Source organism: Pseudomonas sp. GL_103, from assembly GCF_057835175.1.
Map to the genome: position 1 here is coordinate 2,204,079 of NZ_CM174420.1, position 25,630 is coordinate 2,229,708.

Here is a 25,630-nt window from a genome sequence, read left to right on the forward strand (position 1 = left end):
TTTGCAGCTCAGGCCGGGCAGGTGTGATACCGCTGGGCAAGTGGCCACCCATTTAGCATGGATAACCCCGTAAACTACGCCCCCCGAAGACTGAGGGCGTTGGGTCGTTGCCCGTGCCTTGCCCCCCGACAGGATGAACTTTTGCCCACGCGCTTTAACGACCCGGTCCACGCCCCTGGCGTCGCATTGAAACGCATACCGCTGCGCAAGGCCGCGGTATTGTTCATTGCCACGGTGTGCCTGTGCCTGTGCGGTTTGCTCTACCTGCAACTGGAGCAGTCCCGTCGCCACGACCTGAGCCTGGCGCAAGTGGCGTCTTCGAACCTGACGCGGGCCATGGCGCAGCAAGCCGAAGACACCTTCATGAAGGCGGACCTGGTGCTGACCAGCCTGGTGGACTGGATTCAGGTCGACGGATTCGGCCCGGACCAGCGGCCACGCTTGCAGCAGACCTTCGCCCGGCGGGTGCTGGCGCTGGATCAGTTGCACGGCATCCTGCTGTTCGACCAGAAAGGCCAGTGGGTGGTGACCTCGTTTGAAAACCTGCCCCGGGGGCCCGGCGTCGCCGATCGCGAGTACTTCAAGTATCACCAGCAGAACGTATCGTCGGTGGCGCATATCGGCCCGGCCATCCGCAGTCGGGAAAATGGCGAATGGATCATTCCGGTTTCCAAGCGGGTCAACGACAGGAACGGGCACTTCCAGGGCGTGTTGCTGGCCGGCATCAAGATGTCGTACTTCGACCAGTTCTTCAAAAGCTTCAGCCTCGACGACAACGGCTCGATGTTTCTCGGTTTGACCGATGGCACCTTGTTGGCGCGTCGACCTTTTGTAGAGGCGCAGATCGGCGTGTCGCTGGCCCAGAGCGAGATTTTCCAGAAGTTCCTGCCTCTGGCCACCTCCGGCAATGCGATGTTCACGTCCATCATCGATGGAGTGACACGCATGTACGGTTACCGACAGCTGGAGGGCTATCCGCTGGTGGTCGCCGCTGCGTCGTCCACGGAGTCCATTCTCGCGGGTTGGTACGACACGGCGTTTCGCTCCAGCCTCATCGTTGCCCTGGTGTTGCTGGGCGTGGGGCTGTTCGGGTGGGTGTTCCTGCATCAGGTGCGCGTTGGCGAGCGGGTCGAGTCGGATTTGCGCAGGGCCCAGCAAGCGCTGGAGCTGATCGCCACCCACGACAGCCTGACCGGGCTGGCCAACCGCCGACTGTTCGAGCGGGCGCTGGACGTCGAGTTCGGGCGCGGCGCCCGGCAGGCGAGTCCCTTGAGCCTGATCATGCTCGATATCGATTACTTCAAGCGCTACAACGATACCTACGGCCACGTGGTGGGGGATCACTGCCTCGCCGAAGTGGCACGCGCGCTGAAGAGTTGTTGCCACCGCAAGGCCGATCTGGCGGTGCGCTACGGCGGCGAAGAGTTTGCGGTGCTGCTGCCGGACACCGACATCCATGGCGCCATGACGATTGCCGAGCAGATTCGTCGCAGCGTCATCGACAGGCACATCAGTCACACCGGCTCGCCCAACGGCTGCGTGACGGTCAGTCTGGGTTGCTATTCGTTTGTGCCGTCGGGGCGTGACAGCATGGACGTGTTTGTCGAGCGGGCGGATGCGGCGTTGTATCAGGCCAAGCATTCGGGGCGAAACCGCGTGGCAACGTTGTCGATGGCCGGCGGTGTCGAGGCGTTGATGCGCTCCGACCGCTGAAGTGCTTTTGCTGCCGGTGGTCCGTCTCCCGGGCCTGGCGGAATTGATCGTCTAGAGTTCCGTTAGCGCTGCCGAACCCGGCAGGCTCCCCCTCGCACGGACGATCGCCAACATGTTGATACCCCAAGCGTTGACAGCCGTTGCTCTGACCGTCGCAGCCGCTGCCATCTTCCCGCTGGCCAGCCACGCGCAATCGAAAATCACCGCCGAAGAAGCTCACTCGATCGGCGTGGATGCCTACATCTATTTTTACCCGCTGCTGAGCATGGACGTCACCCGCAAGCAATTCACCAACATCGAGCCGGGCAAGGAGTTCGGCAAAGGCCCGATGAACATGTTTGTGAGTGTGCCGCAGTACCCGCCCGCCAATTTCAAAGGGGTGGTGCGCTCCAATTTCGATACCTTGTATTCGATTGCCTGGCTGGACTTGAGCAAGGAACCGCTGGTGATCGCCGCGCCGGATACCGACGGGCGCTTCTACCTGTTGCCGATGCTGGATATGTGGACTGACGTGTTCGCCTCGCCGGGCTGGCGCACCACGGGCACCGAGGCCGGGCAATTTCTGGTGACGCCGCCGGGGTGGGCCGGCACGGTGCCCGCCGGGATGAGTCACCTGCCGGCGCCCACCCCCTTTGTCTGGGTCATCGGCCGGACCAAGACCGACGGCGCGGCGGATTACGCGGCGGTGCACAAGATCCAGGCCGGCTACACGGTGACGCAGTTGTCCCGGTTGGGCAAGGAGTCTGAAACCGTCACCGTGAAGGTCGACCCGGCGGTGGACATGAAAACGCCGCCGAAGATTCAGGTCGATTCCATGTCGGCTGCCGACTATTTCACTTACGCTGCCGAGCTGCTGAAGGTGAACCCGCCGCACAGCACCGACCAGCCCATGCTGGCGCAGATCAAACGGATCGGCATCGAAGCCGGCAAGTCGTTCAACATGGACTCGCTGGATCCGCAAATCCAGGCAGCGCTGCAAAAGGTGCCCCAGGATGCGCAGGCCTTGATGACCTGGAAAGTGCCGACCCTGGCGCGGGAGGTCAATGGCTGGTCGATGAACACCGACACCATGGGCGTCTACGGCAACTACTACCTCAAGCGCGCAATCGTTACGCAGATGGGACTCGGTGCCAACCTGCCCGAGGACGCGATCTATCCGCTGAACATCGGCGACAGCAACGGCAAGCCGCTCGAGGGTGCAAACAAGTACGTGCTGCATTTCAACAAGGGCGAGGCGCCGCCGGTGAACGCCTTCTGGTCGATCACCCTGTATGACCCGGAAGGGTTCCAGGTTGCCAACTCACTCAATCGTTTTGCGGTCAGTAGCTGGATGCCGTTCAAGGACAACGCCGATGGCTCGCTGGATCTCTATTTCCAGAACGAAAGCCCCGGCAAGGACCTGGAGGCCAACTGGCTACCGGCACCCAAGGGGCCGTTCAACCTGACCATGCGTCTGTACGGTCCGAAGGCCGAGGTGTTGAATGGCAAATGGAACCCGCCGGCGGTCAAGCCGATGTAAGCCTCGGGGGACCAAAAGCCGCCAATGACGGCAGGTCATTGGCGGCTTTGGCCTGTCCAGCTACCTGTCCCGCCGCCAGCACCGCCGGTTCCGCCACCGGGCGCACCGGTGCCACCGCCCGCGCCACTGCCCGGACCATTGACGCCGGTGCTGCCGCTTGACGAACTGGGGCCGCGACTGCTGCTGTTGTTGCCCGAGGGATAGCTTGGCCTGTTGTTGTCTGGCAGCAGGGTTGAGTTGCGGGTTGCGCCAGGTGCCGTACCGGGCGCGCCAGGGCCATCGCCGGGTGCCGCAAAGGTGGCCAGGGACGTTGCCGACAACCATCCGGCCATGAGCAACGAAGTCATTTTGATATTCATCATGTTCGTCTCCTGGAATGAGTCGTTACCTGATGTTGGTGTGACGGGGCACACGGTTGGTGCCGACCGGATGACGAGTGGTGCGGACTTGACCGTAACCGGCACTGGGTCGCAGTGGGGGAGGCACCTCATCCTTAGGAGTGCCCGTTCAGGAAGAAGTTGCGGATCGCTTCGTTCAACGTCAATAGCCTGCACGCACGGCTGCCGAAGCTGCTGACCTGGATTGAACCGGATTCGCGCAAGCGGCGTTGATTATCTGCACAAGGTGATTGGCTAAATCAATTGTCGGCGGCAGTGCTTGATCCCGTATACATAACGGCCACTGGCGGAGCAATCCGCCGCTTGCGTGCAAAAGGATTGAACGATGAGCGAGCCACGCCTGACCGACCTTGCTTTGTATCTGCGACGCCTGGGCTTCGATGCACCTCCGGCACCGACCCTGGAAACCTTGCGCCAACTGCAACTGCGCCATACCGGCGTTTTCCCGTTTGAAAACCTCACCACATTATCCGGCGAGCCGGTGCTGATCGACTTGTCGTCCATCGAGCAGAAGGTCTTGCACGATGGTCGTGGCGGATACTGCTACGAACTCAACAATCTGTTCCTGGCCTTGCTTCAGGATTTGGGTTTCGACGCCCGTGCCATCAGCGGCCGGGTGGTGATGGGCCAGCCGGAGGGTGCCTGGACGGCCCGGACCCATCGCCTGAGCCTGGTCATCATCAATGACGTGCGCTACATCACCGACGTCGGCTTCGGCGGCATGGTGCCGACCGCGCCCCTGTTGCTCGATACCCGCGCCGAGCAATCCACCCCGCACGAGCCGTATCGCATCGACCTGCACGTCGACGGCTTTACCCTGCGCGCCAACGTTGCGGGCGAATGGCGAGCGATGTACATCTTCGACTTGCAACGCCAGGAAGATATCGATTTCGCTGTGGGCAACTGGTACGTCTCGACCCACCCCGAGTCGTCTTTCGTCAAGCAGTTGATGGTGGCGCGCACCGGGGAGGGCTGGCGGCGCACGCTCAACAATGGCAGCTTCGCGATTCACCGGGTTGGCCATGACAGCGAGCGGCGGGAGGTGACGGATGTTCAGGAATTGATTGGCCTGCTGGGCAGCGAGTTCGGCATTCGCGTACCGGAACAGGCGCAATTGGCGCGGACTCTGGAACGATTGATCGCAGCGCCGTAATAGCTGGCTGATCCTGGACATCGCAATGGGCTGATCCGATTGATCGGCCCTTGGTGTTTCAGGGGCGAACACCCGGCTCCATCACCCGTTGGATTTCGCGCAAGGCCTCTGCCAGTTTCTGCTCCAGGCCCTTGAGTTCGGCAGGGGTGAGGGTTTGTTTCAGGTGTACGGTCTTGCCTTCGTTGAGCAGGGCTCGGCGCAAAGTATTGTTGATCGCCGTCTGGTAGCCGTACCCCTCGTGTTCTGCCAGTGCGCGGGCCGCTTCGATGACAGCGTCATCGAGCATGATGGTAATGCGGGTCTTGCCTTTGGCGGGCACCACGGCCCCGCGCCTGGCGTTACTGAAATCGTATTCGTCTTTCATCGGTCATGCCTCCAGATACTGACGGCGCTCGCTTTTGGTGGCGGCGCGCGCGGAAATGATTCGAACGAAATCCGGATCGCGGTGGGTGTACACGACAACCAGCAACCGGCCTTTGGCATCCAGCCCCAGGGTGATCCAGCGTTGTTCATCATGGCGGTTGTCCTCGATGGTCAGCGCCCGTTCGTCATGGAATACCGGTTCAGTCTCAGCGAGGCTGATGCCTTGGTGCTTGAGCTTGTTGGCTGCGTTCTTGGCCTTGTGGAACTGAATTTCGAATGACTTCATTATGCATACTTTATATGTATAAAAAAGGGGCGGGCCTTACCGATGGTCGCCAGGAATTCAAAAGACTAGCCAGCACGCGGGTGTGGGCGGCGAGGGATGTATTTCAAAGGTTTTTGGCGGGGCCAGGAGGGTGGGTATCAGGCGGAAATGGACAAGTATCCATTTTGTGACCGATAAGTTGTATACAACTCTATAGACATTTGTCCTATGTCTTGCATACAGTGTGCGCATAACAAAAACCAGGGAACCCCCTCCATGAAAACGCCCCATGTTTCACACCAACGGCCCGAGGACGAAAATCTTGGGATCGGCGCGAATATGGCTTATGGCCTGCAACATGTTCTGACCATGTATGGCGGTATCGTCGCGGTGCCATTGATCATCGGCCAGGCGGCCGGGCTCTCGCCGGCGGACATCGGTTTGTTGATTGCTGCTTCATTGTTTGCGGGGGGGCTGGCAACGCTGCTGCAAACCCTGGGCCTACCGTTTTTTGGTTGTCAATTGCCGCTGGTGCAGGGCGTATCCTTCTCTGGCGTCGCGACCATGGTGGCGATTGTCAGCAGTGGCGGGGAGGGCGGGTTTCAATCGGTGCTGGGGGCGGTGATAGCGGCGTCCCTCATCGGGTTACTGATAACCCCGGTGTTCTCACGTATCACCAAGTTCTTCCCGCCGCTGGTGACCGGCATCGTGATTACCACCATCGGCCTGACGCTGATGCCGGTAGCCGCGCGCTGGGCAATGGGCGGTAACAGTCATGCGCCGGACTTCGGCAGCATGGCGAACATCGGTCTGGCGGCGGTAACGCTGATGCTGGTGCTGCTGCTGAGCAAAATCGGCAGTGCGACCATCTCCCGCCTGTCGATTCTGCTGGCCATGGTCGTCGGTACGGTGATCGCGGTGTTCCTCGGCATGGCGGATTTCTCGTCCGTAACCCAAGGCCCGATGTTCGGCTTCCCGACGCCGTTCCACTTCGGCATGCCGACCTTCCACTTCGCTGCGATCCTGTCGATGTGCATCGTGGTGATGGTGACGCTGGTGGAGACCTCGGCGGACATTCTGGCCGTCGGTGAGATCATCGGCACCAAGGTTGACTCCAAGCGCCTGGGCAACGGTCTGCGCGCCGACATGCTGTCGAGCATGTTCGCGCCGATCTTCGGTTCCTTCACCCAAAGCGCCTTCGCACAGAACGTTGGGCTGGTGGCGGTCACCGGCATCAAGAGCCGCTACGTGGTGGCCACTGGCGGTCTGTTCCTGGTACTCCTCGGCCTGCTGCCGTTCATGGGCCGGGTCATCGCCGCCGTACCGACCTCCGTACTGGGTGGCGCCGGCATCGTGCTGTTCGGCACCGTCGCAGCCAGCGGCATTCGGACCTTGTCCAAGGTCGATTACCGCAACAACGTCAACCTGATCATCGTTGCCACCTCGATCGGCTTCGGCATGATCCCGATCGCGGCACCGAGCTTCTACGATCAATTCCCGAGCTGGTTCGCGACCATTTTCCATTCGGGCATCAGTTCGTCGGCGATCATGGCCATCGTGCTGAACCTGACTTTCAACCACCTCACCGCCGGTAACTCCGACCAGCAATCGGTGTTTGCAGCCGGTACCGAGCGAGTGCTGCGTTATCAGGATCTGGCGGCGTTGCGTGAAGGGGACTACTTCAGCGCCGGTAAACTGCACGATTGCGACGGCAAGGAGATCCCGGTGCTGGAATCGGAACACGGCGTGGCGGAACCACGGGTGGCGCACGCTAAAAGCAGTGAGCATGTCTGACGTTCACGGCGACTGAAAAAGGGCCGATCTGTCGAATAGACAGATCGGCTTTTTGCTTTTCAGGAGTTGGCTTTTCATCGGCCACAAAAAAGCCCCTGGATCTTTCGATTCAGGGGCTTTTCGATGTTGCTGTCTGGCTCCACGACCTGGACTCGAATAAAAAAATAAGTATTTGTTTTACAATGAAATTATGCTGATTTTTAGTATTCATATCCCTACGATTATCCTAATCAAGCCCGTATTTTTATTGGAGTTCTTTCGATACCCCATGAGCACGGCGGCAGCAAGCTTCTGAAGGTGGCGTACGCAGGCCATACTGTGATGGATGAGGAAAACATATCCGAGTGACTGCTTTGGCTGTGGATTCAACCGGTCGATGTGACTTCTGTATAAGTACGCTGTGTCGTCAGTCTGGTCTGAATGCGTGTATGTGCCTCGACAAACAAAGCCACCTGGCCAAAGCTCAGCGGCTACTCAGTCAGAGATCGGATCAAACGAAACTAGCGTGAACGAGGATACGCCACCTCGTTTCATATTGGCCCTCCACCGAGCTACCAGCGCTGCGGTTGTAGGTACATTTCCTCCGCCATTGACACTGTTTTTACATGTGACCAAACCCTTAGCGGTGAGTCGCAGAAGCTGAATCCTCCCGACATCACGGGCTTTCTCCAGCCATTTCTGAGCGATCCAATAGCTCACGGCAGAAGGGCTCATGAGACGATTAAGTACGTCGCGACGCATTTCAGTAACTTTGGTCAAAAACTCAACGTCACCCTGCGCAAGATGAAACGCTGCGATAGTGCGACCTCGACCGCTGGCTGTTAAAGGGCTGTCATAATCACCAGGCACATAAAACTCAATTGAGGACATAGCTACCTCCAAGTTAGCAATTCTTCGATCGGCACGGCGGGAACAGGCCTACGAACCACGTCTCACTTAATAGGATGATCAACTGTCAACCACGTTAGAGTTAGAGTAGGTCCATGGTGGCCATGGAATCAGCCATACGGTAGCCCATCGCTCTGTAACCCGCCTGGCGCTTATCCCACATCCTCAGCAGCGCGACATTACCCTCGTCAACGAAGTCGATCACTCGCACGTCGGCCTTATCGGCATGCGATCGATGCAACCGCCCCGCATATTGCTGAAGGATTCCCTTCCATGAGATGGGCATTGCCAGCACCAGCGTGTCCAACGGCGGGTGATCGAAGCCTTCACCTACTAGTTTTCCTGTTGCCAACAGCACCCGTGGAGCATCAGGGGGAAGGGACTCAAGCTCATGCATACGGGAAAGGCGCTGTTTCTTAGGCACTCGCCCATGAAGCGTGAAAAGGTTATGCACGCGCTGCTTCAATTCTAATTCAAGGGCATCCACATGTTCCGTCCGCTCCGTAAGCACTAGAATTTTTCTACCCTCGCTGTACGCCAGCTCAATCTCCGAGACGATTTTGGCTGTCCGCTCAGAGTCGTCGGCTAGATGCCGAAAAACGTCCTGAATCCCAAAGCCGTCGGGGACCACTATTGGTTTGGACAGCAATCGAGGCACGACAGATAGGTCATGAGGCGCATTCGCTGGCCGAGCAGCAGAATGTCGGATCGGTCCGCACTGCATGAAAATAATAGGCTGCTGCCCATCTCGGCGCACTGGGGTTGCCGTGAGTCCCAGCACGTACCGCGCGGTCGCGCTCCTCAGTAGTGCCTCGAATGACACTGCTGATAGGTGATGACACTCATCAACGATGATCTGGCCGTAGTTTTTTACATGATCGCTGATCTCGCCTTTTCGCGATAACGACTGCATTACGGCAATGTCGATGATGCCGGTAAGCTTCGCTTTTCCGCCCCCAAGAGTACCAACGACACCATTCCCGACTCCCAAGAACGCCTGCAAGCGCTCTTGCCACTGCCTTAACAGTTCCGTCCGATGCACAAGCACCAACGTGTTAATGCCACGTGCGGCAATCAACGCAGCAGCACTCACCGTTTTACCGAAAGCTGTCGGTGCGCAGAGGATACCGGTGTCATGACTTAGCATTGCGCTCACAGCAGCCTCTTGGTCAGAACGCAGGGTCCCGAGAAAACTCACGTCGATGGGGTCGCCCGCGAAGCGTTCGTCTTTAAGAATAGGGGTAACCCCGTTTTCCCCTAAAAGCTCCAGCGCAGCATCCAAACAGCCACGTGGTAACGCAATATGTTTGGGGAAGTTCTGGGCACAGCCGATAATTCTTGGCTTGTTCCACACTGACATGCGCATGGCCTGAGCTTTGTAGAACTCGGGATTTTGAAAGGCAGCGAGCCGGACAAGCTGGTTTGCCAATGGCTGTGGCAATTCCGACTTTTCAAAGTAAATTAAGTTAACCAGCGTGATGTTGACAGCAGCAGGCAACGGGCATGTCAATTTACGTGATCTCGATTCACGATCTTTCCAAGGTTCTGCATCACCTTCGTCATCGATATAGGCGATCCCTAGAGGGTCCCGATTACCCATCGCCTGGATAATAACGGGCTGGATATCTTCTGGACTCATGCGCTGAATCGATGCCAGGAAGGCCCATTGATCAGGATGAGGCTCAAGCGAGTCGTCTACAAAAACGCTATTGTTTTGGGCCCTGGCCCGCTTTTGTAAAGGGAGCGCGATGAGATTTCCAAAGCCGCCTTTGGGCATATAGTCCTGGTTTGGAAACAGTCGATCATAGGAGCTGAGCGCCAACTGGCGGGTGCGCTCACAGGCATGACTGATGATTGCGGCACCGAGGCGGCGCGCATCGCAGGCAGGAACATTACGCTCAAAGAAAATCCAGCCATGAGCCCCTTGGCCTGAGCGCGATATTTCCAGCGCCATCGGGACGTTCAGCTCATGGCATGACTGCACAAAAGCTTTGGAATCATCACGCCATTCGGCCTCATCGAAGTCGACTGCCAAAAAATAACAAGTGTCATCAGAGAGTAGGGGGTAGATACCAACGACCACTTCGCCCGCCAGATGGCGATAGACCACATCATCGGTCAGCGGAAGCAGCTGGCGGTTACCGCAGTCGCCACATTTAATTCGGGGCTTCTCACAAACGCCAGGCCTCCATTCGTTTGCGCAAGCGGGTGCGTATCCTGATTTGCCTGCCTTGCTTTCCCAGCGGATGGGATAAACGTCCGTCCTACCACGAAACAAGCTTCGGAATAGGGCAAGCTTCCCTTCAGTATCGAGTTGCTGTGATTGTTCTGCTTGGACAATCGCTATCTTGACTGGCTCAGCAGGCGGGCGCCAATCGATGCCATGAGCATCCAGCAAGGCAACCAATCTTGCATTCTCAGCCCTTAGCTTCGCCACCAGACTAGTGTCTATCACCGCCTTTAGCCTCTACGTCTCAGGTGAAGCCTGTAGCCTCGAGCTACAACCCTCAGTCCATCAGTAAAACATAGAGGTTATCAAACAACAGAGGTTTGGTTCAGGAGCTCAAGAGGTCCACCCTAATCCCAATCAAATCGTTGGCTGGCTCAATCTGCCGGTGAGGGATACAGAGCGCGCAGTTGCTGGCATTCGGCTAGCGTGGAAAATTCCAGGATTTTCCTAGGCGCAGAGTGATCAGGTTTGTGGTCAGCAGGTAGTAGTAGCGCGTCGATTTCGAGTTTGAGTTCATGTGGTGGTTCAAAAACTAAACGAGATGTTTTCGTTGCCATGTCCATAGATTATCTCGGTTCCAGCGTTCAGAAATGGCTGCTTGAATAGTCTTGGCCTGGCGGATGTGACGTTCGCGTGTAGCATATGCGCCAGTCAGTGCCCCAGCCAAGAAGATCTCCATATCGAATGGTTTATTCATACCCGACCACCGATGTACGCCGATACCACGTCGATTCGACCGTGTCCCAGCTCATAGCTGATTTGTAAGCGTGCCTCTCGATCAAGGCGTGGATCGAGGCGCCTGCACCTGCCACCGTTGATGGGCGCTAGGTGATGGGTGATCTGCTCATAGCGTTTGCACGCATAAGCCGCGCTCAGTTCGTGGAAACCTTTGAGGTTGTGCTGATGGAGGATGTGTCGGGCGGGGCGGACGATTTCCCGTTGGAAATCGAGGTAGCTCTCGTTCGGTGCCAGCAGGTTGCGGCTACCGTCGGGTGAGATCTGTTCGGCGTACCTGAGCGCTTCGCGAATATGGTCATCCAGCGTGATCCAACGAGGCGCGGTTACGCCGCCGCGGCCACCTTTGGTGCCGTCCTGGATGTTGATCTTGTCGTAGTGTTCGGCTTCACGCTTGAGTCGCGGTAGGTCGGCCAGAATCGCTTCGCGCAGACGCATGCCAGTGGCACGTGCCAATTGTGCGATGGCGGCGGCACGCGGATGCTCTTCGCGGAGCGCTTCGACGATGCGCATCACGTGTTCGTGATCTTGGCCTTGAGGATTTGTCGTGCGCACAGTGATGCGCTGCGCTCCCAAAGCATTGCTCGGACTTGGCACTTTCACATATTGATCACCGCGAAGCGCAGCCATGGTTCGGTTGACGCTGGACAGTCGATTTTGTGCGGTAGCGATGGCGAGATCGCTGCGCTCAACCAGGTGACGCAGATGCGCCGCGTAATCCAGCAAGGTCTGCCGATCAATCTGCCGTGCGTCATTAAATCCCGGGCCATCCTCCGACCGACACCAGCGCACGAACGCCTGCCAGCGATCACCGTGCGCCTTCACCGTGCCGTAATGCCCGCCGCCAAACAGATCTTTTAGCGCTTGCGGCCCGGCATAGCTCAGTTGCCGACCATAGCCAAAATTGCGCCCATCCCGTCTACCGACCAACACCATGATCACATTCCTCTCGAAGCCAAACTCTTAAAACCTTCCCCCACGTCATCCCGCCAAGAATGTTGAGTGTTATCAGGGATCAAGGCCCCTGCGACCTGTGAGGGTTGTCCACTAACGCGGGACTGGCGGCTCCTTACGACCGGGAGCTTGGGCATCTCATGATCTGGCCTCCTGAACACTTCCGAGGAAGTGGGCGGGTGGAGGCTGCATTGGCTGACGAGACCAGCGCCGCGAGATCCTGAGTCAGGTGAAGGCAGTGAAGCGACGACCGGGGCATACCTGACTGCCAGTCAGGTGCAGTCCATTCCGTGGGCTGCGGCACCATCATCGGCATCGCTGTTGCTGGTGACTTCGGTGTTTGTCACGCCGATTGTCACGAGGGGGAATGCCGCAAAGCCTGGTACGAGGTGGGCTGCAGCAGCGGTAGGAGCGCCCGTCTCTTTCCGGGAGAAAGAGACGGGCGCAGGTTGGCGCAATGAAATGGCCACGCGGATAGGTTGCTGCAGGGCAGTTGGGTAGGGGGATGTATTTGCCGCAATGGCAATGATCTGAAGTGGGCATCCATCACTCGGTGAGTGACCGTGCGAGCCGCCGGACGCTAATCGCACTTTGGGAGAACCACCACGGTGTGGCGTAGCCTTAAAGGTTTTGGCTACCTGGGTTGCTGTCAGCGACAGCGCTTTGCCCGACCTTTTCTACGCCTGTGGAGAATTAGGGTCAAGGCTCGAATTTTCGGGAGTTCTGCGGCTGTGGATGAAATTATCCACTAATGGAAATCAGTGGTTTTCCACAGACAATTGCGTGGGCTTTAGATTTTTTAAGTGAGGTCCATCCAAACAGGGCGGCTTTGCAGCCCTGTTTGGATGGACCCGCGTGGACAAACGGATCACTGAGATATGAGGACCGAGCGCTTACTCAGTTGCGCCACGTTTTGCTTTTAGGCGAGTGACATTGGCACCCGTCTGATTGGCGAATTCGCGTGGGCTGACATGCTTCTGCTGATTAGCCTCAAGGTAGCGACTCCACCAGTTCATGATCAGCCTGCGCTCCTCGATGAACTCGGCCTTGTGGATGTAAGCGGCGCGGACGTTGTTGCGTTCCTTGTGGCTCATCTGCCGCTCGATGGCTGTGTCCGTCCACAAACCTGACTCGATCAGTGCGCTGCAGGCCATCGAACGAAACCCATGCCCACAGATCTCGGATTTGGTGTCGTACCCCATCTTCCGAAGCGCGCTGTTCACCGTGTTTTCGGACATTGGTTTCCAAGACTTGGTATCGCCTGCGAACACCAAGTCAAATTTGCCTGTGATTGCGTGGATCTGCTCGAGCAGGGCGATCGCTTGCGGCGATAAGGGTACAAGATGGATATCGCCTGCCATCTTCGTACCCCTTGTGGAAAAGGGTACGCCTTCCAACGCTGGTCGCGTGTCGGGTATTTCCCAGACGCCACGTTTGAGGTCGAACTCGCTCCAGCGGGCGAAGCGCAGCTCGCTGGAGCGTACAAACACGTGCAGCGACAGCAAGACCGTCAGCCGGGTAAGTGCGCGGCCTTTATAGGTGTCGATCCGTTCCTGCAATTCAGGCAAGCGCGATAAGGATAAGGCGGGGCGGTGGACGACCCGCGAGGCTTTGATCGAGCCTACGAGGTCGTAAGCAGGGTTTACGGTGATAAGCCGGAGGCGCTTTGCCTCGCGCATGATGCTCTGCAGGTAGTTTTGTACCCTTAAAGCAATATCTATCGTTCCGCGCTTCTTAATCGCGTCCAGGGGCCGCATAAGGTCGTGGGTATCAAGGTCGACAATGGCGCGGGCGCCGATCAGCGGGAAGAGATGAGTTTTGAGGCGACTCATCACTGTCTTGGAATAGTCCGGTGCCCACTTGGCTGACATTTCCGTGTGCCAGCCGAGGGCAACGCTTTCAAAGGTGCGGCCTTTGATCAGAGCGTCCGTCTTGGCTTGGTTCTTGGCTCCTATAGGGTCAATGCCATCCGCCAGCATTCGCTTGACCTCCAAGCGCTTGCGGCGCGCATCCGCGAGGCCAACGATGGGGTAGTTGCCGAATGAGGTCAGTCCTTCCCGGCCATCAGGTTTGACGTATCTGAGACGCCAGCCTTTGCGGCCATTGGGTTGGACTAGAAGGTAAAGGCCGTCGCCGTCGAAAAGCTTGTAGGCGCGGTCTGTGGGCTTGGCCGAACGGCAAGCGGCGTCGGAGAGTGGAGCAGTAGTGCGCGACATAAGGGTACTCCCTTTTATCGAACTGACCTTTATCCCAAACTCTACCCTTAAAATGGCTGGTATCCACCGGAATCCGACAGAACGCCAAAACGAAAAAACCCGCCAGAAGGCGGGTTTTCGGGGGTTTCAGAGATTTTGAAAGCCTTCTCTGGAACCTTGTCTGGCTCCACGACCTGGACTCGAACCAGGGACCCAGTGATTAACAGTCACTTGCTCTACCAACTGAGCTATCGCGGAATGGCGCGTATCTTACTGATTCAAAAAGAGAAGTCAAGCATCGAATGACAATTGGAGCGAATCATCGGGACGGGCGGTGGTTTAGCGGCGATTGGCGGTTACCAGGATCGCCCCAGAGGTCTACCATGGCCACCCGGAAGTGGTGACACGCGCTGCCGGCCATTCGCCGAAAAGGTACGCGCCATGAATCATTTGACCCTCACACCTCGACACCACGGGGTGCGCCCATGAGCATCTCTCAGATCAGCCTGCCCAAAGGTGTCGGCCCCCACGCCGAAAAGTTGTTCGACGCCATCACTCAGGCCGGTACCGTTGAAGCATTGAACCGCGCTGGCGGCAAGGCCGAAGGTTTTGTCCTGGGCCTGGAAAGCACTAAAGCGATCAAGAGCCAGGTCGCGGAATCGCTGTATGTCGCCTATGACGACGCTGCCAGCCAGCGTGCGACCGAACTGGCTTAACCGCCGAAGGTAATCGTGGCAAGCATCAGTTTGGCGTAGAGCGCCGTGGCACCCAATTGCACCAGCCACAGGGCCAGGCCACCGAGGAATACACCAGCAGCGACTTGCATTACCAGGTTGCTGCCGCGTTTTGTCGGGGCGCGGGGGGTGAAGTGATCCAGGTCATCCAGGTCATCGCGGTCGGCGCGCAGGTCATCGTTTTTCATGTGGGTTCTCGCAGGAATTCCAGGGTGTATACAAGCCTGTGGAGTTTAGAGGGCAGAGCCACTGCTTTGAGATTAATCTGCAACAAATAAAAAACGGGAAGCCAGTGGCTTCCCGTTTTCAGGTCAAGGCGTAATCAGATGACTTGGACGATAGCGTCCGTCACAACCTTGATGTTGCTCTGGTTCAACGCGGCCACGCAGATGCGGCCGGTGTCCAGGGCGTAGATGCCGAACTCGTTGCGCAGACGGTGAACTTGCTCAACCGTCAGGCCGGAGTAGGAGAACATGCCGCACTGACGACCGACGAAGCTGAAATCGCGCTGAGGCGCTTTTTGTGCCAGCAGGTCGACCATCTGGGTGCGCATGCCACGAATGCGCAGGCGCATTTCGGCCAGTTCGGCTTCCCACTGGGCGCGCAGTTCCGGGCTGTTCAGCACCGCAGCGACAACGCTGGCACCGTGGGTCGGCGGGTTGGAGTAGTTGGTGCGGATCACGCGTTTGACTTGCGACAACACGCGCGCGCTTTCTTCTTTCGATTCGCTGACGATCGACAGGGCCCCAACGCGCTCGCCGTACAGCGAGAACGACTTGGAGAACGAGCTGGAAGCGAAGAAAGTCAGGCCCGATTCAGCAAACAGGCGTACCGCGGCGGCGTCTTCGTCGATGCCATCGCCGAAACCTTGATACGCCATGTCGAGGAACGGCACGTGGCCTTTGGCTTTAACGACTTCCAGGACGTTTTTCCAGTCCGCCGGGCTCAGGTCCACACCGGTCGGGTTGTGGCAGCAGGCGTGCAGAACAATGATCGAGCCGTTTGGCAGCGCGTTCAGGTCTTCCAGCATGCCGGTACGGTTCACGTCGTGGGTCGCGGCGTCGTAGTAACGGTAGTTCTGCACCGGGAAACCAGCGGTTTCGAACAGCGCGCGGTGGTTTTCCCAGCTCGGGTCGCTGATCGCCACGACGGCGTTCGGCAGCAGTTGCTTGAGGAAGTCGGCACCGATTTTCAGTGCGCCAGTACCGCCAACGGCCTGGGTGGTGATCACACGGCCGGCAGCGATCAGCGGCGAGTCATTGCCGAACAGCAGCTTTTGCACGGCCTGGTCGTAGGCGGCGATGCCATCGATTGGCAGGTAGCCACGGGAAACGTGTTGAGCGGCGCGAATGGTTTCGGCTTCGACAACGGCGCGCAGGAGTGGAATTCGCCCCTCCTCGTTGCAGTAAACACCGACTCCCAGGTTGACTTTGTTGGTCCGGGTATCGGCGTTGAATGCTTCGTTGAGGCCCAGGATTGGATCGCGTGGTGCCATTTCGACAGCGGAGAACAGGCTCATTATTGCGGCGGCTCTGAATGGAGTGTGGAGGGACGTGTCGCGCTCCAGCCGAATGCACTAGAGCGGTGCACAAACGGGGAGCTAGTATAGAGGCCATTTGCGATGGCTGGCGACAGGCGAATCAGCATTTCGGGTAAGTTTTTCCGATTATTTCTCGACCGGTAGTCGAATGGCGTCGGCAAAGGTTTTGCGCGATGTAGGACGTTTGCCTTGAAAGCGCTGGCAATCGGCTCCACATTGAGCACAATCCAGTTTTTTCTTCGGGCGACATCGGTCGTTTGCGGTCTTTCTCGTTCGTGCCGGTTTTACCGGCAAGAGTGATCCAGAGGTATTTCATGTCTGAATTCCAGCTAGTCACCCGTTTCGAGCCCGCCGGCGATCAGCCGGAAGCCATCCGCCTGATGGTCGAGGGCATCGAAGCAGGGCTGGCGCACCAGACGCTGCTCGGTGTGACCGGCTCCGGCAAGACCTTCAGCATCGCCAACGTGATCGCCCAGGTGCAGCGCCCGACCCTGGTGCTGGCACCGAACAAGACCCTGGCGGCGCAGTTGTACGGGGAGTTCAAGGCGTTCTTCCCGAACAACGCGGTGGAATATTTCGTTTCCTACTACGACTACTACCAGCCGGAAGCCTACGTGCCGTCCTCGGACACCTTCATTGAGAAGGATGCCTCGATCAACGACCACATCGAGCAGATGCGTCTGTCGGCGACCAAGGCATTGCTGGAGCGCAAGGACGCGATCATCGTCACCACGGTGTCCTGCATCTACGGCCTGGGCAGCCCGGAAACCTATTTGAAGATGGTGTTGCACGTGGATCGCGGCGACCGGCTCGATCAGCGCGAATTGCTGCGACGCCTGGCCGACCTGCAATACACCCGCAACGACATGGATTTTGCCCGTGCGACCTTCCGCGTGCGCGGCGATGTGATCGATATCCACCCGGCGGAATCCGATTTCGAGGCGATCCGCATCGAGCTGTTCGACGATGAAGTGGAAAGCCTGTCGGCGTTCGATCCGCTGACCGGCGAAGTCATTCGCAAGTTGCCGCGCTTCACTTTCTACCCGAAGAGCCACTACGTGACGCCACGGGAAACCCTGATGGGCGCGGTCGAAGGCATCAAGGTCGAGTTGCAGGAGCGCCTGGAATACCTGCGCTCCAACAACAAGCTGGTGGAAGCCCAGCGCCTGGAGCAGCGCACCCGTTTCGATCTGGAGATGATCCTCGAACTGGGCTACTGCAACGGCATCGAAAACTACTCGCGCTATCTGTCCGGCCGCGAAGCCGGCGCGGCGCCACCAACCCTTTACGATTACCTGCCGGCCGATGCCTTGCTGGTGATCGACGAATCCCATGTCAGCGTTCCGCAGGTCGGCGCCATGTACAAGGGCGACCGCTCGCGCAAGGAAACCCTGGTCGAATACGGATTCCGCCTGCCTTCGGCCCTGGACAACCGGCCGATGCGTTTCGATGAATGGGAAAGCATCAGCCCACAGACGATTTTCGTCTCGGCGACCCCGGGCAACTACGAAGCCGAACACGCTGGCCGCGTCATTGACATGGTGGTGCGCCCGACCGGGCTGGTGGACCCGCAAATCGAGATCCGCCCGGCACTGACCCAGGTCGACGATTTGCTCTCGGAAATCAGCAAGCGAGTCGCAGTCGAGGAGCGGGTGTTGGTCACGACGCTGACCAAGCGCATGGCAGAAGACTTGACCGACTATCTGGCGGATCACGGCGTGCGTGTGCGTTATCTGCACTCGGACATCGACACCGTGGAACGGGTCGAGATCATTCGCGATCTGCGCCTAGGCACCTTCGATGTGCTGGTGGGCATCAACCTGTTGCGTGAAGGTCTGGACATGCCGGAAGTGTCGCTGGTGGCGATCCTCGATGCCGACAAGGAAGGTTTCCTGCGTTCCGAGCGCTCGCTGATCCAGACCATCGGCCGGGCGGCGCGTAACCTCAATGGCCGGGCGATTCTGTATGCCGACCGGATCACCGGTTCCATGGAGCGCGCCATCGGCGAAACCGAACGTCGTCGCGACAAGCAGATCGCCTTCAACCTGGCCAACGGGATCACACCCAAAGGCGTGTTCAAGGACGTCGCCGACATCATGGAGGGCGCCACCGTGCCCGGTTCGCGCAGCAAGAAGCGCAAGGGCATGGCCAAGGCCGCCGAGGAAAACGCCAAATACGAAGCGCAATTGCGCTCGCCGGGCGAGATCGCCAAGCGTATCAAAGCCCTGGAAGAGAAGATGTATGCGTTGGCGCGTGATCTGGAGTTTGAAGCCGCGGCGCAGATGCGCGATGAGATTGGCAAGTTGCGGGAGCGGTTGATCACCGTCTGACGTCCCCCTCTGTAGGAGCTGCCGAAGGCTGCGATCTCTTGATCTTGTTTTTCTGAAGCAAGGTCAAGAGATCGCAGCCTTCGGCAGCTCCTACATTGATTTGTGGTGAGTCAATGCGCTTCCCCAGCCTTCAACCCCTCCGGCAGCTTCCTGGTCAGCAACACCGCCAGCATGCTGATCCCCAGCGCAATCCCGACAAAGTGAAACGCATCGTTATAGGCCATGATCGACGCCTGCTGATGGGCGATCTCGCTGAGTTTGCCCAGGGCTGCCGTTTCGTTGCCCAGCCGGTCAGCCAGCGAGGCGATCCGCTCCGCCACCTGCGGATTGCTCGGCACGATGGATTCACGCAGGTAGTCAAAGTAAACCTTGGTCCGCGCATCCAGCAGCGTGGCGAGCAGGGCGATGCCGATGGCGCCGCCAAGGTTGCGCAAGATGTTGAACAGGCTCGAGGCCGATCCCGCATCCTGGGGCAGGATATAAGCGGTGGCGATCAGCGAGATGGTGACCATGATCAGCGGCTGCCCCAGGGCGCGGATGATCTGGATCTGATTGAACTGCGGCCCGGCAAAGTCCGGGTTCAGCACGCCCGAAGAGAAACTCGCCAGCCCGAACAGCCCGAAGCCCAGGGTGCACAGCCATTTGGGCGAGACATACTTCATCAGCTTCGGCACCAGCGGAATCAGGAACAGCTGCGGCACGCCCATCCACATGATCACTTCGCCAATCTGCAGGGCGTTGTAGTTCTGGATCTGCGCCAGGTACAGCGGCAGCAGGTAGATCGAGCCGTACAACCCGACCCCCATTCCGACACTGGAAATACTCGATAAGCCAAAGTTGCGATTGCGCAGGATGCCGAGGTTGATCAGCGGATTGGGTTTGGAGGTCTGCACGATCACAAAGCTGATCAGGCTGACCAGCGCGATGCTGCCCAGGGTCACGATCAGGCTCGATTCCAGCCAGTCCTTGCGATGGCCTTCCTCCAGAAACACCTGCAAGCAACCGAGCCCGACGCCGAGGGTGAGAATGCCGGCGTAGTCGGTGCTTTTCAGCAATTCCCAGTGGGCTTCTTTCTTCTCCAGGCCGTACATCAGGCCGGCGATCATGATCAGGCCGGGTGGGATGTTGATGTAGAAAATGTATTCCCAGCCCCAGTTTTCCGTCAGCCAGCCGCCGAGGGTCGGGCCGATTGAGGGGGCGAAGGTGGCGGTCATGGCGAACATGGCCATGCCTTTGGCGCGGTGGTGCTCCGGGAGCTTAATCAGGGTGAGGGTGAACGCCAGCGGAATCAGCGCGCCACCGGTAAACCCTTGAAGGGCGCGGAACACGATCATGCTTTCCAGGCTCCACGCCATGGAGCAGAGCAGGGATGCGGCCAGGAATCCGAGGGACACCCAGACCGCCAGGCGCCGGGCCGACAGCAACTGCACGAGCCAGGCGGTGAGCGGGATCATGATGATTTCCGCCACCAGGTACGAGGTGGAAATCCACGAACCTTCTTCCAGGGTCGCCGACAGCGCACCCTGGATGTCCTTGAGCGAGGAGTTGGTGATCTGGATGTCCAGCACCGCCATGAACGCACCGAGCATCACGCTCATCACCGCAATCCAGTCCCGCCGGGTCGGTTCGTCGACCGGGCGGATCAGTTGATCACCGGCCATCGTCAGGGGCGTCTTTGTGGCTCACTTTGGGGGTGACATCTTCAGGGGCGTCCTTGATGTTCACCTTGGCGGTGACCGACATGCCCGGGCGGATCTTGCCGCGCAGCGGATTGTCCGCGGCGAAGGTCAGTTTTACCGGAATCCGTTGTACGACTTTGGTGAAGTTGCCCGTGGCATTGTCCGGCGGCAACAGGCTGAATTGCGCACCCGAGGCGGCGAACAGGCTGTCGACCCGGGCCTTGATCGGGGTGTCGCTGTAGGCGTCGAAGGTCAGTTCGGCTTCCTGTCCGGGCTGCATGTGGCCAATCTGGGTTTCCTTGAAATTGGCCTGAATCCAGATGTCTTCGTCCGGCACGATCGACAACAGGTAGGCGCCGGCCTGCACGTATTGGCCTTCACGGGCTGCACGCTGGCCGATCAGGCCGCTGATAGGCGCGTGGATTTCGCTGCGGGTCAGGTTCAGTTCGGCTTGGGCCAGGTCGGTTTTGGCGTTGGCGATCTGCGCGTCGAGGCGTTTGATCTCAGCGGTGAGTGCGTTGACTTGCTGGCGCTGGCTTTGCGCGTCGGCCTGGGCCTTGGCCACTTGCGAGCGGGCAATGTGGGATTCGGCGGAGAGGGTGGTCACCCGTTCTTCCGAGACATAACCGGGTTTGCGCAAGGTCTCGGCGCGGGTCAGGTCGATCTGCGAGCGACCCAGGCTCGCCTGGCTGGACGCGACTTGCGCTTCGCTGGCGGCAATCAGGCTGGCCTGCTGGGTCAGTTTGCTCTGGGCTTGCAGGCGCTCGGCCTGGCGGGTGGCCAGGGCGGCATTGGCGCGGTCGACAGCGAGGCGGAAGTCGTCGCCTTCGAGTTTGATCAGCAACTGGCCTTTCTCGACATGCTGGTTGTCCTGCACTAGCACCCGATCGATACGCGCGCCCAATTGGCTCGACACGCGGGTGATCTCGCCCTGGACATAGGCGTTGTCGGTGCTTTCATAAAAGCGCCCCTTCAAGAGCCAATGGGCAAACAGGCCCCCGGCAATCAATAGGACAATCAGCAGGAACGAGAAGAGGCGACGCTTGAGTTGGGCAGGCATGAGGCAAACTGTAGTCGAGAAATTGTAAGAGAAGTTATCAGCAGGCAAATCTGGCATACAGCCGATAAGTGGTAAATGCCATCGGCTGATATTCGGCCATTCACCTCGCCATACGGGCGTTACAGACGCAACCTTGGCTTAAATGCCCTGTTCACTGGAGCCGGGCGGGTGTCGCCTGTTACCATTCGCGCCTTGTTTGAACTTCGCTTTTATTCTTTTCGAGACATGCCATGACCACCGTCCGCACTCGCATCGCGCCATCGCCTACCGGGGATCCCCACGTAGGTACCGCCTACATCGCCTTGTTCAACTATTGCTTTGCCAAGCAGCACGGCGGTGAGTTCATCCTGCGGATCGAAGACACTGACCAACTGCGTTCGACCCGCGAGTCCGAACAGCAGATTTTCGACGCTTTGCGCTGGCTGGGGATCGACTGGAGCGAAGGCCCGGACGTCGGCGGCCCGCACGGTCCGTACCGTCAAAGCGAGCGCGGCGATATTTATCAGAAGTATTGCCAGCAATTGGTCGAGATGGGCCATGCCTTCCCGTGCTTCTGCACCGCCGAAGAGCTGGACCAGATGCGCGCCGAGCAGATGGCTCGCGGTGAAACCCCGCGTTACGACGGCCGCGCGCTGCTGCTGTCCAAGGAAGAAGTCGCCCGTCGCCTGGCGGCTGGCGAGCCCCACGTTATCCGCATGAAAGTGCCGAGCGAAGGCGTCTGCGTGGTGCCGGACATGCTCCGTGGCGACGTTGAAATCCCGTGGGACCGCATGGACATGCAAGTCCTGATGAAGACCGACGGCCTGCCGACGTACTTCCTGGCCAACGTGGTCGACGACCACCTGATGGGCATCACCCACGTATTGCGTGGCGAAGAATGGCTACCATCGGCACCGAAGCTGATCCTGCTGTACGAATACTTCGGCTGGGAACAACCGGAGCTGTGCTACATGCCGCTGCTGCGTAACCCGGACAAGAGCAAGCTGTCCAAGCGCAAGAACCCGACCTCGGTGACCTTCTACGAGCGCATGGGCTTCATGCCGGAAGCGATGCTCAACTACCTGGGCCGCATGGGCTGGTCGATGCCGGACGAGCGCGAGAAGTTCTCGCTGCAGGAAATGGTCGACAACTTCGATCTCAAGCGCGTGTCCCTCGGCGGGCCGATCTTCGACATCGAGAAGCTGTCGTGGCTCAACGGCCAGTGGCTGCGCGACCTGCCGGTGGAAGAGTTCGCCACGCGCGTGCAGAAGTGGGCGTTCAACTCCGAATACATGATGAAGATCGCACCGCACGTGCAGGGCCGGGTCGAAACCTTCAGCCAGGTGGCACCACTGGCCGGGTTCTTCTTTGCCGGTGGCGTGAACCCCGATGCCAAGCTGTTCGAATCCAAGAAGCTCTCGGGCGATCAGGTCCGCCAGTTGATGCAGTTGATCCTGTGGAAGCTCGAAAGCCTGCGTCAGTGGGAGAAGGACAGCATCACCGCGACCATTCAGGCGGTGGTCGAGTCCCTGGAGTTGAAGCTGCGTGACGCCATGCCGCTGATGTTCGCTGCGATCACCGGCCAGGCCAGTTCGGTGTCGGTGCTCGATGCGATGGAAATCCTCGGGCCGGACCTGACCCGTTTCCGTCTGCGCCAGGCCATTGACCTGCTGGGCGGCGTGTCAAAGAAAGAAAACAAAGAGTGGGAAAAGCTGCTGGGCGCTATCGCCTAAGAGCATTTGACCTTGTGTAGGAGCTGCCGAAGGCTGCGATCTTTTGATCTTGCTTTCTGGTTGCTCCGAAAAGATCGCAGGCTTCGCCAGCTCCTACGGGCCTGCGCTCTTTCCCCAAACCCCGGATTTCCGGGGGGAGGGCGGTAAGTGGTTGTTATGTCGGCAAAAAATTTTAAATTTTTTGAAAAATAAGTTTGACAGGCTTTCGATACGCCCTTAAGATTCGCCCCGTCCTCAGCGATGACATCAACGATGAGGGGCTATAGCTCAGCTGGGAGAGCGCTTGCATGGCATGCAAGAGGTCGACGGTTCGATCCCGTCTAGCTCCACCAATTTACACTTCAGGGCCTGGCCACACAGGCCTTGAAGCGATCAACACTCAGCGTTGATCAGTTGTATAGAAGGGTTTGCGTCCCCTTCGTCTAGTGGCCTAGGACACCGCCCTTTCACGGCGGTAACAGGGGTTCGAGTCCCCTAGGGGACGCCAGTTTTACAGAAGCGATGTTGCAAGATGTCGCTCCGCCGCGAGGCGAAAAATCCGGGGCTATAGCTCAGCTGGGAGAGCGCCTGCATGGCATGCAGGAGGTCAGCGGTTCGATCCCGCTTAGCTCCACCAATTTTACAGTTCAAGGTCTGGCCACACCGGCCTTGAATCGATCAGCACTCAGCACTGATCAGTTGTATAGAAGGGTTTGTGTCCCCTTCGTCTAGTGGCCTAGGACACCGCCCTTTCACGGCGGTAACAGGGGTTCGAGTCCCCTAGGGGACGCCACGATTACCCGCTCTGCGGGATTTTATAAGGGTCATTCAATTATTGAATGGCCCTTTTGTTTGTCTGGCGTTTGGCCAAATTCCTCTATTTCCAAAAAAACTGTTCTTCAGACCAGCGGTCACGCCCATGACTTGCTAAAATTTATTATGAGAATAATATTTCAATCGTAATATTCGGAGGCAACGATGAACGATAAAAAAGCTCAAACCCGCGAACGCATCCTCAAGGCTGCCAGCGCAGCGCTGATTCAGCGCGGCCCGGCCGAGCCAAGTGTGGGCGAAGTGATGGGCGCGGCGGGCCTGACGGTCGGCGGCTTCTACGCACACTTCGAAAGCAAGGACGCGATGATGCTCGAGGCGTTCAGGCAATTGCTCGGTCACCGCCGTGACCTGATTGCCGACATGGACTCGGAGTTGACGGGTGAAGAGCGCCGCGCGCTGGTGGCGGCGTTTTATCTGTCGCGAAAACACCGTGATTCCTCCGAATCGGCCTGCCCGATCCCGGCATCGGTCGGCGAACTGGGGCGGCTGCCGGAAGCGTTTCGTGTTGCGCTCAATGAGCATGTGGAATTGATGGTCGCGCAGTTGGCGGCCAGCCCTGAAGAAACCGAAAAAGCCCTGGCCGACATGGCCTTGATGGTGGGTGGGCTGGCTCTGGCGCGGGCGCTGGGGCCGGGAGAGTTGTCCGATCGATTACTGCGCGCCGCCAAATCGGCAGTGCGCTGACCTGAAGGCTGCGGTCTGAGGAGAATGCGATGAGCGCGTTAAAGTGGGTTCGTGGCGTTAATGGCACCTTGGGCTGGTTTGCCCCGAAACTGGTCGCAAGCAGAATGCGACAGGCGTTCATGACGCCAAGGGATCTGCCGCTGCGTGACTGGGAGCTGCCACTGTTGGCCAAGTCCGAGCGGATCACCCTGCGGTTCGGTCTCTCGGCCTTGCGCTGGGGCCAGGGCCCGGCAGTGTTGCTGATGCATGGTTGGGAGGGGCGGCCGACGCAGTTTGCCAGCCTCATCACCGCGCTGGTCGATGCCGGTTACTCGGTCGTGGCCCTGGATGGGCCGGCCCACGGTCGCTCGCCGGGCAGCGAAGCGAATGTGGTGCTGTTCGCCCGCGCCATGCTTGAGGCGGCTGCCGAACTGCCCCCCCTGCAAGCGGTCATCGGCCACTCCATGGGCGGCGCCAGTGCGATGCTCGCGGTCCAGTTGGGGTTGCGCACCGAAACTCTGGTCAGCATTGCCGCCCCGGCGCGGATTCTCGGCGTACTGCGTGGTTTCGCCCGTTATGTCGGGCTGCCGCCGAAGGCCCGCTCGGCGTTCATTCGCCAGGTCGAGCAAGACGTCGGCATGCGAGCCGCGACGCTGGATGTCGCGCACTATCAACTCGAGATGCCCGGCCTGATTGTCCACGCCGAAGACGACAACTTTGTCTCTGTGAAGGAATCCCAGTTGATTCACGAAGCCTGGTTCGACAGCCGCTTGTTGCGTTTGAAGGACGGTGGTCATCAGCGAGTGTTGGCTGACCCGCAGGTGATTGATGGCGTGTTATCACTGCTGGCCGGGCGCAGTCTGCAATCACGCCAATCCGCCTGAGCTTCCGT

19 protein-coding genes, 5 tRNA genes and 1 pseudogene are annotated in these 25,630 nt (G+C 58.8%); 13 read left to right on the forward strand and 12 right to left on the reverse strand.

What is annotated here, in order from left to right:
- The first annotated feature begins 141 nt into the window (after positions 1-141).
- A complete protein-coding gene (locus tag AC3IP0_RS10035; protein WP_489327284.1) occupies positions 142-1,713 on the forward strand; it encodes a sensor domain-containing diguanylate cyclase in 1,572 nt (523 codons plus the stop codon).
- A 112-nt stretch (positions 1,714-1,825) separates the two neighbouring features.
- Positions 1,826-3,232 carry a DUF1254 domain-containing protein gene (locus tag AC3IP0_RS10040; RefSeq protein WP_489327286.1) on the forward strand — a complete coding sequence of 469 codons (1,407 nt, stop codon included), beginning with the start codon at positions 1,826-1,828 and terminating at the stop codon, positions 3,230-3,232.
- Positions 3,233-3,267: 35 nt separating this feature from the next.
- Here AC3IP0_RS10040 and AC3IP0_RS10045 read toward each other — a convergent pair whose 3' ends face one another.
- The gene (locus tag AC3IP0_RS10045) at positions 3,268-3,594 is read right to left on the reverse strand and encodes a hypothetical protein (RefSeq protein WP_489319104.1); all 327 of its coding nucleotides are present in this window, start codon (positions 3,592-3,594) and stop codon (positions 3,268-3,270) included.
- A 361-nt stretch (positions 3,595-3,955) separates the two neighbouring features.
- Between AC3IP0_RS10045 and AC3IP0_RS10050 the strand changes: the two genes are divergently transcribed.
- Positions 3,956-4,783 carry an arylamine N-acetyltransferase family protein gene (locus AC3IP0_RS10050; protein WP_489327287.1) on the forward strand — a complete coding sequence of 276 codons (828 nt, stop codon included), beginning with the start codon at positions 3,956-3,958 and terminating at the stop codon, positions 4,781-4,783.
- A gap of 58 nt (positions 4,784-4,841) precedes the next feature.
- Here AC3IP0_RS10050 and AC3IP0_RS10055 read toward each other — a convergent pair whose 3' ends face one another.
- Both AC3IP0_RS10055 and AC3IP0_RS10060 read right to left on the reverse strand, forming a co-directional pair.
- On the reverse strand, positions 4,842-5,147 hold the full coding sequence (locus AC3IP0_RS10055) for a BrnA antitoxin family protein (RefSeq protein WP_489327289.1): 306 nt from the start codon (positions 5,145-5,147) through the stop codon (positions 4,842-4,844).
- A 3-nt stretch (positions 5,148-5,150) separates the two neighbouring features.
- Entirely contained in the window at positions 5,151-5,432 is a 282-nt protein-coding gene (locus AC3IP0_RS10060) for a BrnT family toxin (protein WP_489327291.1), read from the reverse strand.
- Positions 5,433-5,687: 255 nt separating this feature from the next.
- On the opposite strand from AC3IP0_RS10060, the gene AC3IP0_RS10065 reads away from it, so the two are divergent.
- A complete protein-coding gene (locus AC3IP0_RS10065; protein ID WP_489327293.1) occupies positions 5,688-7,205 on the forward strand; it encodes a nucleobase:cation symporter-2 family protein in 1,518 nt (505 codons plus the stop codon).
- Between the two features lie 970 nt (positions 7,206-8,175).
- Here AC3IP0_RS10065 and AC3IP0_RS10070 read toward each other — a convergent pair.
- From AC3IP0_RS10070 to AC3IP0_RS10090, 5 genes and pseudogenes are all read right to left on the reverse strand, one after another.
- Positions 8,176-10,548, reverse strand: coding sequence for a TOTE conflict system archaeo-eukaryotic primase domain-containing protein (locus AC3IP0_RS10070; protein WP_489327295.1), 2,373 nt, complete (start codon positions 10,546-10,548; stop codon positions 8,176-8,178).
- A 196-nt stretch (positions 10,549-10,744) separates the two neighbouring features.
- Positions 10,745-11,020 (reverse strand): annotated as a pseudogene (locus AC3IP0_RS10075) (hypothetical protein).
- The gene (locus AC3IP0_RS10080) at positions 11,017-11,994 is read right to left on the reverse strand and encodes an integrase domain-containing protein (RefSeq protein ID WP_489327297.1); all 978 of its coding nucleotides are present in this window, start codon (positions 11,992-11,994) and stop codon (positions 11,017-11,019) included. Before AC3IP0_RS10080 ends, AC3IP0_RS10075 begins: the two are co-directional and overlap by 4 nt.
- A gap of 911 nt (positions 11,995-12,905) precedes the next feature.
- Positions 12,906-14,228 (reverse strand): tyrosine-type recombinase/integrase, encoded by a 1,323-nt coding sequence (locus AC3IP0_RS10085; protein ID WP_489327299.1) that lies wholly within the window; start codon positions 14,226-14,228, stop codon positions 12,906-12,908.
- A gap of 161 nt (positions 14,229-14,389) precedes the next feature.
- Positions 14,390-14,465: transfer RNA gene (locus AC3IP0_RS10090), tRNA-Asn, on the reverse strand.
- Between the two features lie 227 nt (positions 14,466-14,692).
- Between AC3IP0_RS10090 and AC3IP0_RS10095 the strand changes: the two genes are divergently transcribed.
- Positions 14,693-14,923, forward strand: a complete 231-nt coding sequence (locus AC3IP0_RS10095) for a hypothetical protein (protein ID WP_489319109.1) — start codon at positions 14,693-14,695, stop codon at positions 14,921-14,923.
- Here AC3IP0_RS10095 and AC3IP0_RS10100 read toward each other — a convergent pair.
- Complete coding sequence (locus tag AC3IP0_RS10100; protein WP_489319110.1) at positions 14,920-15,129, reverse strand: hypothetical protein; 210 nt, start codon at positions 15,127-15,129, stop codon at positions 14,920-14,922. The two genes, AC3IP0_RS10095 and AC3IP0_RS10100, sit on opposite strands and share 4 nt — an antisense overlap.
- Before the next feature lie 134 nt (positions 15,130-15,263).
- Positions 15,264-16,460, reverse strand: coding sequence for an amino acid aminotransferase (locus AC3IP0_RS10105; RefSeq protein WP_008050829.1), 1,197 nt, complete (start codon positions 16,458-16,460; stop codon positions 15,264-15,266).
- A 335-nt stretch (positions 16,461-16,795) separates the two neighbouring features.
- Between AC3IP0_RS10105 and uvrB the strand changes: the two genes are divergently transcribed.
- A complete protein-coding gene (gene uvrB / locus AC3IP0_RS10110; protein ID WP_489319111.1) occupies positions 16,796-18,811 on the forward strand; it encodes an excinuclease ABC subunit UvrB in 2,016 nt (671 codons plus the stop codon).
- Positions 18,812-18,921: 110 nt separating this feature from the next.
- On the opposite strand, the gene AC3IP0_RS10115 is transcribed toward uvrB, so the two are convergent.
- Together AC3IP0_RS10115 and AC3IP0_RS10120 are read right to left on the reverse strand one after the other, a co-directional pair.
- A complete protein-coding gene (locus tag AC3IP0_RS10115; protein ID WP_489327301.1) occupies positions 18,922-20,472 on the reverse strand; it encodes an MDR family MFS transporter in 1,551 nt (516 codons plus the stop codon).
- Positions 20,462-21,550, reverse strand: coding sequence for an HlyD family secretion protein (locus tag AC3IP0_RS10120; protein WP_489319113.1), 1,089 nt, complete (start codon positions 21,548-21,550; stop codon positions 20,462-20,464). The genes AC3IP0_RS10115 and AC3IP0_RS10120 overlap by 11 nt, the downstream gene beginning before the upstream one ends.
- Positions 21,551-21,780: 230 nt before the next feature.
- On the opposite strand from AC3IP0_RS10120, the gene gltX reads away from it, so the two are divergent.
- The 7 genes from gltX to AC3IP0_RS10155 all read left to right on the forward strand — a co-directional run bounded on the left by gltX (position 21,781) and on the right by AC3IP0_RS10155 (position 25,622).
- Positions 21,781-23,262 carry a glutamate--tRNA ligase gene (gene gltX, locus AC3IP0_RS10125; RefSeq protein WP_489319114.1) on the forward strand — a complete coding sequence of 494 codons (1,482 nt, stop codon included), beginning with the start codon at positions 21,781-21,783 and terminating at the stop codon, positions 23,260-23,262.
- Positions 23,263-23,518: 256 nt separating this feature from the next.
- Positions 23,519-23,594, forward strand: a tRNA-Ala gene (locus AC3IP0_RS10130).
- Positions 23,595-23,673: 79 nt separating this feature from the next.
- Positions 23,674-23,749 (forward strand) — tRNA-Glu (locus AC3IP0_RS10135).
- 53 nt (positions 23,750-23,802) lie between these two features.
- A tRNA-Ala gene (locus AC3IP0_RS10140) sits at positions 23,803-23,878 on the forward strand.
- An 80-nt stretch (positions 23,879-23,958) separates the two neighbouring features.
- A tRNA-Glu gene (locus AC3IP0_RS10145) sits at positions 23,959-24,034 on the forward strand.
- Positions 24,035-24,219: 185 nt separating this feature from the next.
- Positions 24,220-24,759 (forward strand): TetR/AcrR family transcriptional regulator, encoded by a 540-nt coding sequence (locus tag AC3IP0_RS10150; RefSeq protein ID WP_056722152.1) that lies wholly within the window; start codon positions 24,220-24,222, stop codon positions 24,757-24,759.
- 29 nt (positions 24,760-24,788) lie between these two features.
- Positions 24,789-25,622, forward strand: coding sequence for an alpha/beta fold hydrolase (locus tag AC3IP0_RS10155; RefSeq protein WP_489319115.1), 834 nt, complete (start codon positions 24,789-24,791; stop codon positions 25,620-25,622).
- The last annotated feature ends 8 nt before the right edge of the window (positions 25,623-25,630 follow it).